Origin of the sequence: Candidatus Brevundimonas colombiensis, from assembly GCA_029202665.1 — a bacterium.
GTDB lineage: Bacteria > Pseudomonadota > Alphaproteobacteria > Caulobacterales > Caulobacteraceae > Brevundimonas > Brevundimonas colombiensis.
The window spans coordinates 1,018,045-1,035,732 of the sequence record CP119326.1 but is presented as its reverse complement, the minus strand read 5'-3'; the positions used below and the strand labels follow the sequence as shown (position 1 = coordinate 1,035,732).

The window sequence follows — 17,688 nt, the reverse complement described above, 5'->3', positions numbered from 1 at the left end:
CCGGCGAGGCCGAGCCTCAGGGGCGCGCGCGCCCGCGTCTTCTCAAGAACTTTCACTGATCCGTCCCCTTCAGAAGCTCCGGAACCTCGACGCCGAGGAGGCCGCAGAAGGCCTCTTCCGAATAGAACCGGCGCAGGAAGTCGATGGCCCGGCGCGCCCGCGCGAGCGCCCCGTCACGGTCGCCGGCGGCGGCGATCACGGCGTCGGCGAAATCACGCGGCGTATTGGCCACGAAGCCCATGTCCTGCGCCTCCGGAATGCCCTGCGCCCCAATTTCGGTCATGACGACGGATATGCCGCGGGCGAAGGCTTCGATCACCTTGCCCTTGATGCCGCCGCCGAACCGCAGCGGCACGATGGAGACACCGGATCGCCGATAGAGTTCGAGCAGTTCCTCCTCGCTCAGTCGACCGAGCATGGTCACTCCGGGCTCGTTCCGCTCGCGCAGCGAGGCGGGCATTTTCGAGCCGCCGACCTTCACCGAGAAGCGGCTGTCCGCCGCCCGAAGAAGCGGCCAAATCTCATCGAGGAACCAGGTGACGCCGTCGCTATTCGGGCCGTGGGCGAACCCGCCGACGAACATCAGCGCATAGGGATCCACTTCACTCTGGTCGTCGATGGCGGCCTCGGCCGCTTCGAATTCCGCATTGTCGAAGATGGTGATCGGCGGCCTGATGACGGCGTGCCCCTCGGGCAACCGCGAGACCATGAACTCGATCTCTTCAATGCCCGGATACATCACCACATCGGAGCGTCGGCTGATGCCGACCTCGCGCGTTTCCCAGAGTTCCGCCTCCTTCAGCACCTCGTGGGCGCCGGTGAGGGCGTACTCCGAACGGGCCCGCATGCAGTGGAGATCGTGGCCGTAGTAGATCATCTTGACGCCGTGGCGCTCCACCGCGTCGATGTAGTTTTCCGCGATATGGGGGCGGCTAAGGAAGGCGTAGTCCAGATGTTTCTGGTTCTCCTTCAGCCACTGACTGAAGCGTCCGCCGTACTGATGGCCGTAGATCACTTCCACGCCGAGCTTCTGAAGCTGGGGCGTATAGGTTCGATCCTCGAAAAGATTGTCGGGCCAGAAGGTGACCTGGAAGCCGCGGTTCACGAAGGCGCGAATGAAGTGGAACATGGTCCGCGAACCCGCGTCCTGATCCCATTGCGGCAGGTAGTGGTCGACGATCACGATGTGAGGCTTGTTGCGCGACCGGTCGCGGGCCACGAACAGCTCGGTCCCGTTGGCGAAATTCTCCGCCTTCAGCGTATCTCCCCAGCGTTTCAGGAACTTGTCCTGGTTGATGACCTGATAGGCCTTGATGCCGGTGGCGACATCGCGACCGTGGCTCCGTCCCTCATGGTGCACGAGCGCGGAAAGGGGTTGATAGACTGTCCGAAGGCCCGTCTGGCGAACACGGAAGGCGATGTCGGAGTCCTCGCAATAGGCCGGACTGAAAGCCTCGTCGAAGCCGCCCAGGCGTGACCAGACGGCCGACGGCAGGGCGATGGAGGCGCCGGACACATAATCGGTGTCCTTCAGATAGTTGAACTCCGGAAGCAGGGAGTCAGAGTCGCGGCCGTAGTTCCACGCCGAACCATCGGCCCAGAAAATCCCTCCGGCTTCTTGCAGGGTGCCGTCGCCGTTCAGGAGTTTCGAACCGATGAAGCCGATCCGCTCGTCCGCGTCCATGGCCTCGATCAGATGATCCAGCCAACCGGGAAAGACGATGGTGTCGTTGTTCAGAAGCACAATGTATTCGCCGCCAGCGAACCGGGCAGCTGCGTTGCAGTTCCGCAGGAAGCCGAGGTTCTCGGCATGCCGAACGTGGCGGACCACGCCGCCGATGGACGGGATCACCCAGTCGGTCGCATCGGACGAACGGTCGTCCGCGACGATGATCTCGAAGGAATAGGCCGGCGCGCTTTCGAGAATCGAGACGATGCAGGTCAGGGTGTACAACAGGTTGTTGTAGACCGGGATGATGATCGAGGCGGTCGGACGTCCCTGGACGGTCACCGCGGAGAGCGCCTTGGCGCGCTGCAGCAGCATCTCTGCGTCCCGGCTGCCGGCGAAGGCGTCCGGCGTGTCCGCGAACTTCTCGATGACCGAGAACAGATAGGAAAAGAGATCGATGGCCTTCTCGCCATACCGATCCACGATCACGTCCCGCAGACGCTGGGGGAGCCAGTATTCGCCCGTCGATAGCGGGGGCCAGATGCTGTCGCCTAGCGGACGCAGATGCGCCTTGGGATCGCCCCCGTCGATGAGCTCAAGCGCGTTGACCCCGTCGAAATGCGGCGTCAGCCAGTTGAGATCGAAGATGCGGGCGCTGGGGATACGCCCCTCCTGGCGACCATAGGCGACGAAGTGGGAGTAGGGGTCCATTCCGCTGGCCGCGACGTCCGGATATCGGTCGAGATAGAAGGTCCGGTCAAAGAACGGATGGGGCTGGCGACCTTCCGCGCCCCCGGATTCGATGTAGTGCCTCAGCGGTTCCCTGCCGTGCGCCAGCACGTCCTCGTACTGCGTCAGATACCAAGCCGGATCGAAGAGCCGGTTCGGCGTCCGGTTTTCTTTCCAGCCGTGAGCCAGATAGTGGGCGAGGGGATTGATCCGGCTGGCCGCCACGTCCGCGTTCATGCGGAGATAGTGGGTAGCGTCGAACAGCGGGTGCGGCGGCAAGCCGTGCAACTCGACCCGGTTCGCATAGGCGATCAGATCGAAGGGCTCCGGCCAGAGGCCTCGAATCCACTCCATATCGATCAGGGGGTGCGTCGACAGGCCCTTTTCCCGCCCGATGCGGAGATAGTGATCGAAGGGGGTTTCCCCCGGACGCAGCGAAACCTTGTTGGCCGACAGATAGTAGTCCGCGTCGAACATGGCCGCGACGCCGGGGTTCGAAAGATCGGCGGTCGGCGTTCGATCGACGGCGCGCCGAAGCGAGTATTGCAGCTTCTGCAGACGGGAGGCCGCGCTCGGCGCTCCGGGCCTGACGGTCTCGGGCGCCGCCGGCAATTCCGCAGCGGCGACGACCGCCCAGGCTCGGGCGGAGGCGTTCCGGAGGTCCTGCTGGATGCCTTGCACGGCGGCCGCGGCGGAGAGGCCGGCCCGGAAATCCTCGATCTGCTGATTCGCCAGGGCCTGCTTCTGAAGATCGAGATCGCGCGCGAAATGGGCGTCGCGCACGCGCCGGGCGTTCGGCAAGTCCGGCCTGCGGCGATCGCCTCGGCCGGTCACGGCCGCGTGGCTGTCGGTAGAGATCACGGCATCGGTCGACGGCGGCGGATTGAGGCGCGCGGCGAGCCGGTCGCGCGCCTCGTTCAACTGGGTCAGAAGGGTGTCGATCTTGAGGTCGGCGTCGGCTGCCTGGGCCTCAAGCGCGCCTTGGGTCTCGTTCAGGCGCTCGAACAGGATGGCGATCTGGGTCTGGCCCTCCTCCACAGCCTTGCTGCTTTCTTCCCGCTCGCGAAGGCGCTCGGCCTGCGCCTCGGCGGCGGCGGCCAGCGCCTGTTCCAGCGCAGCGGTCTTTTCCGCCCGCTCAGCTTCCAGCCCCTGGATATCCTCCATGGATCGATCAAGGCGCTGGCTGAGGTCGTCGGCCTGGGCCAGCGCCTGTTCCAATGCAGCGGTCTTTTCCGCCCGCTCAGCTTCCAGCTCCTGGATATCCTCCATGGATCGACCAAGGCGCTGGCTGAGGTCGTCGGCCTGGGCCAGCGCCTCGGCGGTGGAGGCCAGCGCCTGTTCCAATGCAGCGGTCTTTTCCGCCCGCTCAGCTTCCAGGCCTTGGATATCCTCCATGGATTGCCTAAGGCGCTGGCTGAGGTCGTCGGCCTGGGCCGTGGCTTCGGCGACCGCCCGAGCGGCGTCCTGCGCACTCTGCTCGGCGGTTGCCGCCAGCCGGACCTGAACCGCCTTCTCCGCCTCCAGATTGGCTAGCTGGAACTGAAGCGTCGCCTTGCTCGCCGCAATCCGGCTGAGCGTACGAACCAGTCCGGGCAGGTCGGTCGGGGCGTCTTCGCCGACGATGTCGCCGACCATAGGTGCGACGATGGACAGCGCCGTCTGGCTCGTCTGGTCCTGGGGAGCGCCGAGGCGTTCGAGGATGCCGATCTTGTCTCGGGCGTTCTCGAGATCGCGCAGAACCCGGTCATGGTCCGCGACGCGTCGCCGAAGCTCCTCGTCCTCGTCGTGAACGCCGGACGCCCACCGGATCAGGCCGGAATGCTCCGCCCAGAGGTCCGGCTCTCCCGAGAGAAAGATCGAGTCCATTCCCTCTATCGCGGCGATAGGCTCGTCGCTGACGACGCACACCACATATGCCGGATCGGCCAGACGCACGATCCCGGCGCTCGTCGACGGCGCGGAACCGGGCGCGATAGAGGCGGTGTACCCTCTGTAGTCCGGAGTATTGGGCGTTTTAGCCAAATTGACCGGGCTGAGAGAGGAGGCCAGAATCATCCGCTGGCCGAAAACGGCGACGTGGGCGAAATGACTTTCAAGAGTAGAGGTGAACTCGCCGATCTCCATCTCGCTGAGATGGAAGCGGTTGGGCTCTTTAAGACCTCTGTTGTAGATGCTCTTGTTCGGGGAAGAGATGACGGCGAAGCCGCCCTTTTTGAGAACCCGTTTGATCTCCTTGAGGAGGCTTTGCGGGTGCTCAATGTGTTCGATGGTCTCGAACGAAACAACTGCATCGAACGTCTGATCTCCGAAAGGAATAGCGTGGGCGTCCCCGACTTGGTACTCTAGAACTCCACTCCGACCATATCGGATGTTCGCTGAAGCGACGGCTTCGGCGTCGATATCCACGCCGGAGACCTTCGCCGCGCGGGCCGCCAGCATGGCCGAGCCGTAACCTTCGCCGGATGCGATATCGAGGACGTTCAGGCCCGATACGCGTTCGCCGGCGAACGCGTATCGGTGGAAATGTTCATATTGTATGCGTCCCGAAACGCTCAGATCGTATCGTTCGAGTTCCGACATCCGTTTCACAATTCCATAATTTTGCGGCACGGTCAGCTCTTGGCCTTCGGCTCGCATCACGTCGCCGGTGATAGGGTGCTGCGTCGTGCAAGTCTACCGAACGAAATCGCGATGTGCGTCTCTGAATTGCAGCAGCATTGCGATGTTTCAACGTCGTGAATTCTTGTCCGTGCATCCGGCCGGCCGCCGGGACCTTATCCCGCGGTTGTTTCGCCTATCGTCGCACTTTATGCAGCGGCTCTAGCTTGTTGGGGAGCCTTGATGACATCCGTTCGACATTTGATCACTGGAGGCGCGGGCTTTATCGCCGTGAACTTGGCTCGGGCCCTGATCGCCAGGGGCGATTTCGTAGTCGCCGTAGACGATCTTTCCCGAGGCGGCATGTCCTTGATCAGTGACCTGTCGCCTTTGCCGGAATTCAGCTTTCACCAACAGGACTGCGCGGACGTCGAAGGCCTGCACGCCGTGGTCCGGGGTGAAGGGCGGATCGACGAGGTTTGGCACCTCGCGGCCAATTCGGACATCCCCGCGGGGGTAGAAGACGCTCGGGTCGACCTTGACCGCACCTTTATGACGACCTTCGCGACCTTGGAGGTGATGAAGCGGGCCGGCATTCCCACCCTTCATTTCGCATCCAGCTCGGCTGTGTACGGGGATCGCGGCGCCGAGGCCGTCGGCGAGGACAGCGGCCCACTTCGACCGATCTCCAACTATGGCGCGATGAAGCTGGCCTCCGAGGCTCAAATCTCCGCAGCGCAGGAAACGTTTCTGGAGCGGGCCGACATCTTCCGCTTCCCTAATGTCGTGGGCACGCCCGCGACTCACGGGGTGATCCTCGATTTTATCGGCAAGCTACGGCGCGATCCCAAGCGGCTCGATGTTCTCGGCAACGGCCGCCAGCAGAAGCCCTACCTTCACGTTCATGAACTGATCGCCGCCATGCTGCATATCCGGGCTGTTCCGGGACGGGGCCAAGTCGTGAACATCGGCCCTGACGACGACGGCGTAACGGTGGCGCGGATTGCCCAAGCTGTGCGCGATCATGTGTCTCCGTCCGCCTCCATCGTCTACGGGCAGGAGGCTGCGGGCTGGGTCGGTGATGTGCCGCAGTTCCGCTATCTGACTCGCCGGCTTTCCGATCTCGGTTGGCGGTCGGCCCTGTCGTCGGAGCAAGCTATCGTACGCGCTGTCATGGAAATCGCCACGCAGGAAGAGATGTCTTGAGCGGCAGCAAGGGGGCGCCGGCGCGCGCAGATCGGATTTCCGCATGATTATGAGCCAGACGCCGCTTCGCATGAGCTTTGTGGGGGGGGGCAGCGACCTTCCCGCCTTCTATCGACGCGGCGGCGGAGCCGTGCTCAGCACGGCGATCGACAAATATGTCTATGTCAGCGTCAACCCCAAGTTCGACGGCGGCATCAGGCTTGCCTATTCCAAAACTGAAGAAGTCGCCGACCTGGGACAGATCGAACATCGTCTGTTCAGGGCGACCTTTGAGGACATGGGGGTTACGGGCGGCGTGGAGGTGACGACGACAGCGGACATCCCTTCCCGGGGCACAGGTCTCGGGTCGTCAAGCACCTTTACCGTCGGATTGCTCAACGTGATGTCGAGTTACCTGGCGCGGACGTCCTCGGCGGAGCAACTGGCCAGACAGGCCTGCGCGATCGAGATCGAGCGTTGCGGAGAACCTATTGGAAAGCAGGATCAGTACGCTGCGGCTTTCGGCGGACTGAACCTGATCGCATTCAATCCGGATGACACGGTAAGCGTGGAGCCGGTGGCCATCGATGCCGACGTTCAAGCGCGGCTCCAGGATGAGCTCCTCGTCTTCTATACAGGGAAGCAAAGAAGCGCTTCCCACATACTCCAGCATCAGACCGAAGAAGTGGCTTCCAACCCACGAGTTCGCGAGGCTCTGGGTCGCATGGCGGAGTTGGCCTATGTGTTGCGCGACGAACTGCAAGCGGGACGCTTGGACGGCTTTGGCGAAATCTTGCGCGAGAATTGGGCTCTGAAGAAACACCTCTCCAACGGCATCACCAATGAGGCCATTGAGTCATGGCATGATGCGGCAATGGCCGCGGGCGCGACCGGCGGCAAGTTGATGGGCGCCGGCGCCGGCGGCTTCCTCATGTTCCATGCGCCCCAGGATCGACACGAGATGATCACGCGCGCCGTCGGTCTGCGTCGCGTGAAGATGGAATTCGAGGGCAGAGGGTCGCGAATTTTGTTCCCCAATCCGCGCTGATCGCACTATTTGGGCGTATGCTTCTATTCCCTGATCGACCGTTCGAAACCGCTGGGGGCTTTGCCGACGCCTATTTCGATCAGCTGAGCTTGGCCTGGATGAGCGTGGATCGGGGCGCTATCCAGAGCGCCAGCAAGATGTTGGCCGCAGCCGTTGCAGCCGACGTCTCGATCTTTTCCTGTGGAAACGGGGGGTCCGCCGCGATCTCCAACCACCTGCTTTGCGACTGTCTCAAGGGCGTCCAGGCTGGAACGGCTCTGCGTCCGCGCGTTCACAGCCTTTCGAACGGCGTCGAACTGATCACGGCCATCGTCAACGATATCGGGCCCGAAGAGATGTTCGCCCTGCCTCTGAGGTCATTGGGACGAGCCGAAGACGTCCTGATCGCGATCAGTTCCTCAGGCGCATCCCGGAATGTCGTCCGCGCCATCCAAACGGCCGCAGATATCGGCATGAAGACGATCGCCATGACAGGGTTTGACGGCGGAGAGGCGGCGAAACTGGCCAACGTCTCGCTTCATGTTGACGCGGCGAACTACGGGATCGTTGAGGACGTGCATCAGTCGCTGATGCATATTCTGGCTCAGAATCTCAGGCAGTCCCATCTCGCGGATCGCGGTCAGTTCGGGGCCGTTCGCTTCTAGGCCAAAGCTCGATCATCTCTGGAGGACAATGTTCCGGAGATATTGGCCGTAAGCGCTCTTGCCTAGCCTGACGGCCAGTTCTTCCAGTGCGGCTGCGTCGATAAATCCCTTTTCGAAGGCGACCTCTTCCGGGCAGGCGATCTTGAAGCCCTGACGTTTTTCAAGGACACGCACGAACTCGGCTGCCTCTAGTAGGCTGTCCGGCGTACCGGTGTCGAGCCAGGCGTAGCCCCGGCCCATAATTTCAACCGATAGTTTCCCTCGCTCTAGATAGATTCGATTGACGTCGGTGATCTCCAGTTCGCCGCGCGCGGAAGGCTTGAGATCGCGAGCGATCTCGACCACATCGCTGTCGTAGAAGTACAGCCCGGTGACCGCCCAGTTCGACCTGGATTCGGCGGGCTTCTCCTCGATCGATAGGGCTCGCATCGATCTGTCGAACTCGACCACGCCGTATCGTTCCGGATCGATGACGTGATAAGCGAACACTGTCGCGCCGTTCGGGCGGCCCATGGCCGAGGTGAACAGCTCGGTTATGCCGTGGCCGTAGAAGATGTTGTCGCCCAGGATCAGGGCCGACGGGCTGTCGCCGACGAAGTCCGCGCCGATGATATAGGCCTGGGCTAGGCCGTCTGGGCTAGGCTGGACGGCGTACTGGATTTCCATACCCCATTGAGAGCCGTCGCCGAGCAGAGCCTGAAAGCTGGGCACGTCGCGCGGGGTGGAGATGATCAGCACCTCGCGGATGCCAGCCAGCATCAGAGTCGACAGCGGATAATAGATCATCGGCTTGTCGTAGACTGGCATCAGTTGCTTGGATGTGACCAGGGTCATCGGGTGCAGCCGGGTTCCGGAGCCGCCGGCGAGAATGATGCCCTTCATGACGAGGACCCTCCCGGGGTCAGTTCAGTGATGATTTCGGCCACGGCCGCCTGCCAGGGCCGGGGCTGAACGCCGTAGTCCGCCGTCAGCTTCGCCGTCGACAGACGGGAGTTGGCCGGACGTCGGGCCGGGGTCGGATAGTCGGCGGTGATAATAGCCTCGACCGTAGCGAAAGGACCGCCACGTGCGCGGCTGAGGGCGAAGACTTCGGCGGCCAGGCCGGCCCAGGTCGTCGCGCCGGCGTTGACGAACTGGTAAACACCGGTCGGCGCCTCGGGATCGGCGATCATTCGAAGAGCGATGGTCTTCAGCGTGGACGCGATGTCGCGCGCCGAGGTCGGGCAGCCCGTCTGGTCGCCGACGACCCGCAGGTCCGGGCGGTCGGGCGCGAGCCTCAGCATGGTCTTCAGGAAATTGGCGCGGTGAGCGCTGAGCACCCAGGCCGTGCGCAGCACGACGGAGCGCGAATTGCCCGACCGTACCGCCAACTCGCCCGCCAGTTTGGAGGCGCCGTAGACGCCGAGCGGTCCGACGGGATCATCTTCGACATAGGCGCCGTTCTTGGAGCCGTCGAAGACATAGTCGGTCGAGACTTGGATCAGGGGAACACCACCCGCCCCAGTGACTGCGGCTAGAATGGCCGGGCCCATAGCGTTGGCGGCGAAGGCGGCGACGACCTCAGTCTCGGCCTTGTCGACGGCGGTATAGGCGCCCGAGTTGATCACGGCGGCAAAGGGCGTGGCGGCGAAAACGGCGCGCACCGAGGCGATGTCGCTAAGATCCAATTCGTTCCGGGTCGGAGCGTGCAGCATAACTCCGACGGGCCAGTCAGCGGCCAGCAGCTCCAGCCCGATCTGTCCGGTCCCGCCGGTGACCAGGATGTGAACCGGATCAGCCATTGGCGACGCCCAGCCTTTGGGTGGCGTAGCGGGCGTCAAGGATGTCTTGCCACCAGCTCTGGTTCTCCAGATACCAGGCTACCGTCTGCGCGATACCTTGTTCGAAGGTCACCGACGGCGTCCAGCCCAAGTCGGTGCGAATCTTCGACGCGTCGATGGCGTAGCGGTGGTCGTGGCCGGGCCGGTCGGCGACATGTGTGATCTGATCGGCGTAGGCCTTGCCGTCCGCACGCGGGCGCAGGCGATCGAGGATAGCGCAGATGGCCTGGACCACCTCGATGTTCCTGCGCTCGGAGTCGCCGCCGACGTTGTAGGTCTCGCCCGGCGCTCCCTTTTCAAACACTGCCTGCAGGGCACGGGCGTGGTCATCCACGAACAGCCAGTCGCGCACGTTGGACCCGTCGCCATAGACCGGCAGAGGTTCGCCGTTCAGAGCGCGGATGATGATCAAGGGGATCAGCTTTTCAGGGAAATGATAGGGGCCATAGTTGTTCGAGCAGTTGGTCACCAGGACAGGAAGGCCGTAGGTGTGGCCCCAGGCGCGGACCAGATGGTCGGACCCCGCTTTGGACGCTGAATAGGGCGAGCGCGGATCATAGGGGGTGGTCTCGGTGAAGAAGCCGTCCTCTCCCAGCGATCCGAACACCTCGTCGGTCGAGATGTGGTGGAAACGGAAGGCGGCCTTCCGAGCCTCGGGCAGGCAGCGCCAGTAGCCCAGGGTCTGGTTCAGCATGACGAAGGTGCCGACCAGATTGGTCTGAACGAAGGCGCCCGGACCGTCGATCGAGCGATCCACATGGCTTTCCGCCGCCAGGTGGGCAACCACGTCCGGCCTGAAGTCGTTCAACGCCTTGGACACCGCTGCGGCGTCGCAGATGTCGGCCTGAACGAAGCTGTAACGACTGTTGGAAACGACCGGCTCCAAGGAGCTCATCACACCTGCATAGGTCAGCTTGTCGAACACGAAGACCTCGTGATCCGTGTGCTCGATCATTCGGCGAACGAGGGCCGAGCCGATGAAGCCGGCGCCGCCGGTGACCAGAATTCGCATGTCGATCTTCCTTAGAGCGCGGTCAAGGGTTCGAGCGGACGGCCGTCGTAGTCGAACGGGCTGTCGAATTCGGCTAGGGTCGGCAGAATCTTGTCCTTGTCGGAGAGGATGGGTCCGGCGGCGGGCAGGGGCCAGTCGATGCCGATCGTCGAGCAGGACCATAGGATCCCGCCGTCGCAATCCGGCGCATAGACATCGGTCACCTTGTAGGCCACCTCGACGTTCGGTTCGAGGGTGACGAAGGCGTGACCATAGCCGACTGGCACATAGAGCTGTTCGCCGCCCTCTGCCGTCAGCCTGGCTGCGACATGATGTCCGTAGGTTGGGGATCCGCGCCTCAGATCAATGGCGTAGTCTAGGATCGCGCCGCGCACGCAGCGCACCAGCTTGGCTTGGGCGTGCGGGCCCTTCTGGAAGTGAATGCCCCGAATCGTGCCTTCGAAGGCCGAGAACGACTGGTTGTCCTGCACGAAGCGGTCTTTGATCCCGGCGCCGGCGGCGGCGGCTTCGGAATAGGTTTCCATGAACCAGCCGCGATCATCCCCGAAGCGGCGCGGCCGAAGAAGGACGGGAGTGGTCGAACTGTCGCGCATGGAGTGTCGTTTTAGTAGATGCGGCTGGCTTGACAACCATTCCTGTCAAAGTCGTAGCCTCGCCTTGCCGCTCTCGCTACCCCCAGTATATGCAGGGGCGACCTTATGACGGGGCCCGTGGCTCCGGGAGACCGGCGTGGGACGGAACTGGCGTCAGAAATTTCGTGAGGCCTGGGCCGAAATGGCGGCGGCGCTTCGTGAGCGGCGGCGTTCGGCTTCGGGCGTCGCCTTGGCGGATGGGCAGCGTCGTCAATCCGACTGGAACGCGGCGGTCGCGAGCTACAGGAAATATCTGCGGCGGCATCCGCGCGACCTCGGCGTGCAAATCCGGTTGATCCGGACCCTCTATTCGGCCGGCCGTTTCGACGAAGTCGACGCAGAGCTAGTCCAAGCGCGGGCGGCGCGCCCCGACAAGACGGCGCTTTCCGACATCGCCGCCGACCTTCGTGCCGCCCGGGCCGCCTCCATCCCCGCCACGGACTACAACCGATTCCGGCGAGAGCTCCGGATCCTCGCCCCGCCCGCTTGCGAACGTCTGATCGATGACATCCTAGTCATCGTGGACGCAAGCGCCTGCGCTTCCGATACGACCGAGATCACGCTCGCCAGTCTACGGCAATCGGCAGTCCGGGCCGAAAGGGTGATCGTGTGGTCCGACGAGGCGGAACCGCCGCTCTGGGACGCGACTCTCGTATTGATGATCCAGGCCGGGACGACCCTCGACCGCGAGGCACTGGGTTGGCTGTCTCACGCCCTCGCGGTCACCGGCGCCGTGGCGGCCTATGGCGATGACGACCTCGTCGTCGATGAGGACAGGACGGTTGAGGGGGGTAGAGTCTGGTTCGACCCCGCCTTCCACGCCGCCCCCCATCCCTTCGATCTGGGCTCCACGCCCCGCGTTCCGGCCGCCATCCTGTTCGACGCTCGCGCCCGCCCCGGACCGACTGAAGCGGCCAAGCCCCGCTCGGCCTTGATGGCGGCCTTCGGCGTCGGCTCGGTGGCCCATGTACCCCTGCTTCTGGCCGCCAGGCGCGTCATGGAACGGGCGACGCCGGAAATCCTCGTCCCCGACCTCCCCGAAGCGCAGGATGTCGGCATCCTGGCCATCGTTCCCACGCGGGACGAAGGCGCTGTCCTGTCGGTCATGATCGACAGCCTTGAAAGCCTGGCCGCCCGCCGCGACCGGCTCGAGATAGTGGTGGTCGACAACGGCAGTCGGGATCAAGAGACCCTTGCCCTGCTCGAACATCTCCGCCGCGAAGGACGGATCCGAATACTGACCGTTGATGAGCCCTTCAACTGGTCCCGGCTGAACAATCTCGCAGCGGCCGGGGCTGGGGCGGAGATTCTTCTATTCGCCAACAATGACGTGCGGATGCTTACTGAAGGCTGGGACGATCGCCTTCGCCAAATCCTGCTCCAGCCCGGCGTCGGCGTGGTCGGCGCACGTCTGGTTTATCCGAGCGGGCGCGTGCAACACGCAGGGATGGCGCTTGGCGCTCTGAACGGCAGGCCGGTGCACGAGGGCCTGGGCGCCTCGTGCGGCGACGGTGGCCCGCTTGAACGATGGCGCAGGAACCGGCCGGCGGCAGCGGTGACCGGCGCCTTCATGGGGGTGCGACGCGAGGTGTTCGAACAGGTCGGCGGTTTAAACACCGTGGAGTTCGCCGTCGGCTGCAACGATATCGACTTCTGTCTGCGCGTTCGGGAATCCGGCTGGTCGGTCATCTACGCCGCCGATCTAGCGTTGATCCATCTGGAATCCCACAGTCGGGGCCACGATGACGACCGGATGCGGAGGCAGCGGGCGCAAAGAGAATTGGACGCCATGTTCCGGATCTGGGGCGAAGAAGCTGTGCGGGACCCGGCACGCAATCCGCATTGGGTCAATCACGAGACCCAGCTGTTTCATGGTCTTCGGCAACCTGATCGAGAAGACGTCGAGGCCTGGATCGCGCGCAGTACGGATCTATGGCGTGTCAGACCGCGCGGAGGTTAGATCTCAGTGACGACTTGGCTATTTGCGCAGGGTATGGTGACGGCAAGCATGCTGAAATCTCCTGTCGGGAATTGCCCGACGCGGAGTGACAACCAAGGGCTTCTAGCCTGCGACAGGTTGGGGCGGCTCGTTCGCCTCGTCAACGCACTGTGGTAGAGTCAGACATTCAGGTCGCGACAGTACCACGGACGGCTAGTGTCCGGCCGTAGTCGCCAAGGAGACCCATGACGCCGACAGTCTACCTGCCTATCTGGCCGAAATCGACGTTAGGGCTGTTGTCCCCTTGACCCGATCACGCAAGAGCTCGTTCCCCACGAGCCGCTGATCCAGCGCTTGCATAACAGGAGCGGGCGATGCTTCAACAAGCTTAAGTATTCAGATGCTTCGTCACACGCTTTCGTCACCTCGCGCGGCATCCACTCGCCTTCCCCACGTTGCAGCCTTCGTAATCTGGATGCGATGAGGGTCGATTAGGGTCTGGACTCATTTGGTCCAGAGGGTGATTGCGGCGACGAGCCATAGTCCGGCGAGGTGGTTTCTGGCGGTTTTGTCATATCGGGTGGCGACGACGCGGAAGTCCCCGGGGCGGCAGAAGGCGCGTTCAACGGCGTTGAGGAACCTGTAGGCGGCGGTTCACGCGGTTGACCTTGTTGGAGATCACCGGGGTCGTGCCGCGCTCGCTGAGCAGGCGCCGCAGGGCGTCGCCGTCGTAAGCGCAGTCGGCCAACAGGCTCTGGCTGGGTCGGGCGCCGAGGATCAGTTCAGGGGCCGCGACGATGTCGGACGCTTGACCGGGCGAGAACTGGAGCACGCGGGGCCGACCGCCGCACGAACGGCCTATGTCTCGGAACGAGCACCCTCCTCCGCACCGACTCCGAACGGTGCGCCTTGACCCAGATTGAGTAAATCATCGCCAGGACGGGCGGATCGGCATCTTCGTTCAGGGTCGTCAGTAACGGCTTTAACGATTGAACATTGTTATGTGAAGACCATAGACATCCGGAAAAGGATGCCAGCGACAGCTCTCGCATACCTTATGCACAATGCCAGAGATCACTCGTCGATCATCGACTCGGCGCTTGCCCGCGTGGATCTTGGGGATGTGCGTCTCGACAACCACCCACTGTACGTCCGAGAGCCAGAAGTGATCCGCCATGTCCAAGCTTCCTCAGAGGCTTGAATCACAGCCGGTCAATCAACCCATTGGTACAGACCCCAGCCCCTCCAGCGCGCCGTTTTCGCTTCAGCCGGCGACACGGACAGCGATCATACCCTCGTCGGCAGTCTCGCCCGCCGTTGCGTCGGCGGCCAAGGCCGCAGCCATGAGCGCCTCGCCTTCGTCGGTCTGTCCGGTCTCCCTAAGTATCCGGCCGAGACCGTATTTCGCCTTCTGATTGGACGGATCGAGGTCCGTCGCCCTGCGATAGGCCGTAACGGCTTCGGTCTTGCGATTGAGGAACCGAAGCAAAAACCCGCGCCGCATGTGGAGCTCGACATCGTCGCTCTTCTGCTGGATCGCCTTGTCGCACATGTCCAAAGCGACGTCCCGACTGATCCGGAGAAGCCGGTCCGACACGCAGGCTTGTGCAACGTCGTCGAGATCGATGGTGGTCAGCGCCGTAAAGCGCGCCCTGTCCTCGCCAGCGCCGCGCGTGTCGCCGAGCCTGTCGCGGACACCCGCCCGATCGATCAGCAGAGCGGGGAAGTCGGTCTCGACCGACAGGGCGTTAGTGAGCACAGTCTCCGCCTTGGCCGGATCCGACGCCTTCAAGCCTGAGGCTAGAGACTGCGTCATGGCGATGAATATCCCCACCTGCGCTTCGGCATGTCCGAGCGATTGCGCCAAGACCTTCGCCTGGTCATAGGCCGCTTGCGTCCGCCCCATGCGCATGAGCTGCACCGCCAGCGCCATCTGGGCTGTTTGGTCTTGCGGCTGAAGCGCAGCGACCCGTTCCAGGTCGGCAAGCGCACGGGCCGACTGACCCATGCGCTCATAGGCGGCAGCCCGACGATAAAGAGCGTGAATATCCTCCGGCCAGGATCGCAGCGCCCCCGTGAACGCCAGCACAGCCTCTAGATCGTCGTTCCCGATTTCCGCCAACCGGCCTTTGGCGTGAAGAAGGATCACCTCATTGGGATTGACGGCCTCCGCTGCGGCGATATCGGCGCGCGCCTTTTCAAACGTGTTCAGGGCCAGATAGGCTAGGGCGCGGTTGGCGAGCGCATTGGCGTTGGGCGTCGGAAAGCCAGCGATCGCAGCGTCAAACTGGGCGATGGCCCCCAGATGGTCGCCCTGATCATTGAGCGCGTAACCGCGACGAAGCGCGGCCTCCGGATCGCCTTCGGGCGGGGTCGCCAGGGTTTGACGGTCCGTGGCCGTCATCACATAGCCCGGCCTCACCCTCATGGTCGCCTTCAGGTCCTTGAACCGGTCCATGTTCGACTGTTCGGCCCTAACCTCTGTCGCCGTCGCATAGGGTCGAAGGGTGATGGACCCCCGATCAGTCTCCAGCCGGTTTCCGTTCCGCTGAACGGTGCGGAAATAGCGGGTGGCGCCCGCCTCGACCTCGTAGGGCTCAACCGAGAAGTCGATGTCGTCCCGGCCTTCGGGGAGGATGACGACGGTGCGGAAGGAGCTGAAGCCGGGGAAGTCTTTCGCGTAATCCGCGTCCTTGAATCGCTCATCGGCGTTCAGGTCGAACCCCTGCCACGTGACGTGGGCCAAGGGGATGTTGATCGGCCCGCCGCTCCAGTCGAAGACCATGCGCGCCGTCGCGCTGGCGACGAATTCATGCGTATCGTCGCGGTATTCCCATTGGCTTCTTACGTCGGAGACCTCGCCGCTGCTCTTCAGCAGCGTCTTCCACCGCTCATCGTAGAGCCGCGTCAGTTCGGTCGTCGGCGCCTGCGCCGCGACGGCCTGCATTTCGGCGGCGCTGTCACCCCGATCGATATCGGTGATCGTGACGCGTGCGGGGCTGTAAACGCCCTCCGACAGGTCGACCTCGACCGTCATGGCGCCCATGGGACGCGAGGGAAGGCTGAGCGGAACGCGCTCCAGACGCGCGCGCTCGGTGATGGGCAGGATATATTCGTGAACCAACGGCGCGTCCGGCGTCAGGCTTCGATCCCCGATCCGGGACCCGTCCATCAGATAGCTCTGCTGACCGATCCGCGCCCTGACGACCACATGGTCGAACACGCTGACCATTGGCAGATATTGGTCGAGCGGCAGATTGTTGGACGAGACCAGCACTGGAACCGCGTCGATGTCGAGCGCCCGAAGCAGCGCGACCAAAAGAACGGTCTTGCCCTTGCAGTCGCCCTGACGACTGGCCCAGACATCCTGGGCCGAGGTCGGCAGCCAGCCCCCTTCGCCAAGCGTCAAGGCCATATAGCGCACCTCGTCCTGAACCAGCCTCAGGGCCGCCAGGGCGCGCGCTTCGGGAGTGGGGTTCTCGGACTTGATACGTTCCAGGCTTGCGGCGAGATCTGGCGCATCCGGCAGGCGCTCAGCCTGATCGAAGGCCGGGCGCACATGGTCGGCGATGGCGCCCCATTGCGGTATGCTGCTGACCTGCCAGCCGTAGTCCGGAAGAGATCGAGGTGCGATGTTTATCGGGTACGCGTCTCCGTCCGTATCGGTCATGCGATAGGTCAGAACCTTGAAATCGCCCTTCTGGAGGATCGGCGGAAGCTCGACATGGCGTCCGACGCGGGTTTGCACCTCCATGGAGGACGGCCAGCTCAGAGTCGTCACGCCAAGGTCGACCGGCAATGTAGAGCGCGAATAGCCGATCGCTTCCAGGGGATTGCCGAAGACGTCAAACTGGGTGCGCAGCGAATAGGCGAAGTCGATCGTATCGCCCACGCGGATGTCCGGGTTGATCAGGACGCCGGTCAGAATTCCTGTGATCTGCTGCGACTTCTCCAGACCCGCCTCCCGGCGAAGGATGGTGAAGTCGGTCTTCTCCAGAATATCGGCGGTTTCGCCCGCGCGGACAATGTGGGCATGATGGACAGTGGGCGTTTGGAAGGCCGGATTCCACTCCAGGCTCAGCCGCGACGCCTGTTGCAGCCCCAGGGGCGACAGCACCTTGAGCCGCATATGGACATAGGTTTCCGTATGGTCCCCAAAGGCCCTCGCATGGCTTTCGACGACTTCGTACCGAAGGGGCTGCGTCGGACTGTCGGGCCGGTTGGAGCGGTGCGGCGCGACCTCAGGAAGCCATTCCGGCGCGGGGCCGCGCTGAATCGTTTCGCCGGCGATCGCCGATGTGCCGACCAGCAAGGCCCAGACGACCAGCACCAACCCTCTTTTCAAGGCTATCCCTCCCCCGACGGATTCCGCTGTTATCTGCCTAGCAGATCGCCGACGAGAAAGCATAGAG

Annotated in this window: 11 protein-coding genes; 4 read left to right on the top strand and 7 right to left on the bottom strand. The window is 63.4% G+C overall.

The annotated features are described in order from the left end of the window. Positions 1-52 precede the first annotated feature (52 nt). Positions 53-4,978: a methyltransferase domain-containing protein gene (locus tag P0Y50_04820; GenBank protein WEK40934.1), complete on the bottom strand. Its 4,926-nt coding sequence runs from the start codon at positions 4,976-4,978 to the stop codon at positions 53-55. 261 nt (positions 4,979-5,239) lie between these two features. Between P0Y50_04820 and P0Y50_04815 the strand changes: the two genes are divergently transcribed. Genes P0Y50_04815 through P0Y50_04805 form a run of 3 tightly spaced genes read left to right on the top strand, consistent with a single transcriptional unit; the run spans position 5,240 to position 7,873 of the window. Further along, positions 5,240-6,202, top strand: coding sequence for an NAD-dependent epimerase/dehydratase family protein (locus P0Y50_04815; GenBank protein WEK41526.1), 963 nt, complete (start codon positions 5,240-5,242; stop codon positions 6,200-6,202). 49 nt (positions 6,203-6,251) lie between these two features. Next, positions 6,252-7,229: a hypothetical protein gene (locus P0Y50_04810; protein ID WEK40933.1), complete on the top strand. Its 978-nt coding sequence runs from the start codon at positions 6,252-6,254 to the stop codon at positions 7,227-7,229. 17 nt (positions 7,230-7,246) lie between these two features. Next, positions 7,247-7,873: an SIS domain-containing protein gene (locus P0Y50_04805; protein ID WEK40932.1), complete on the top strand. Its 627-nt coding sequence runs from the start codon at positions 7,247-7,249 to the stop codon at positions 7,871-7,873. Positions 7,874-7,885: 12 nt separating this feature from the next. Here P0Y50_04805 and rfbA read toward each other — a convergent pair whose 3' ends face one another. From rfbA to rfbC, 4 genes are read right to left on the bottom strand one after another with little or no spacing between them, the layout of a single operon-like run. Beyond that, a complete protein-coding gene (rfbA, locus tag P0Y50_04800) occupies positions 7,886-8,755 on the bottom strand; it encodes a glucose-1-phosphate thymidylyltransferase RfbA (GenBank protein WEK40931.1) in 870 nt (289 codons plus the stop codon). Continuing rightward, on the bottom strand, positions 8,752-9,654 hold the full coding sequence (gene rfbD, locus P0Y50_04795) for a dTDP-4-dehydrorhamnose reductase (GenBank protein WEK40930.1): 903 nt from the start codon (positions 9,652-9,654) through the stop codon (positions 8,752-8,754). The genes rfbA and rfbD overlap by 4 nt, the downstream gene beginning before the upstream one ends. Next, positions 9,647-10,705, bottom strand: coding sequence for a dTDP-glucose 4,6-dehydratase (rfbB, locus tag P0Y50_04790; GenBank protein WEK40929.1), 1,059 nt, complete (start codon positions 10,703-10,705; stop codon positions 9,647-9,649). The genes rfbD and rfbB overlap by 8 nt, the downstream gene beginning before the upstream one ends. Positions 10,706-10,716: 11 nt before the next feature. Then, on the bottom strand, positions 10,717-11,298 hold the full coding sequence (gene rfbC, locus P0Y50_04785) for a dTDP-4-dehydrorhamnose 3,5-epimerase (GenBank protein ID WEK40928.1): 582 nt from the start codon (positions 11,296-11,298) through the stop codon (positions 10,717-10,719). Positions 11,299-11,434: 136 nt separating this feature from the next. Between rfbC and P0Y50_04780 the strand changes: the two genes are divergently transcribed. Beyond that, positions 11,435-13,297, top strand: coding sequence for a glycosyltransferase (locus P0Y50_04780; protein WEK40927.1), 1,863 nt, complete (start codon positions 11,435-11,437; stop codon positions 13,295-13,297). 601 nt (positions 13,298-13,898) lie between these two features. Here the strand turns inward: P0Y50_04780 and P0Y50_04775 are convergent. Both P0Y50_04775 and P0Y50_04770 read right to left on the bottom strand, forming a co-directional pair. Next, a complete protein-coding gene (locus tag P0Y50_04775; GenBank protein ID WEK40926.1) occupies positions 13,899-14,108 on the bottom strand; it encodes a transposase in 210 nt (69 codons plus the stop codon). A gap of 432 nt (positions 14,109-14,540) precedes the next feature. Then, a complete protein-coding gene (locus P0Y50_04770; GenBank protein ID WEK40925.1) occupies positions 14,541-17,621 on the bottom strand; it encodes a DUF3857 domain-containing protein in 3,081 nt (1,026 codons plus the stop codon). Between the last annotated feature and the right edge of the window lie 67 nt (positions 17,622-17,688).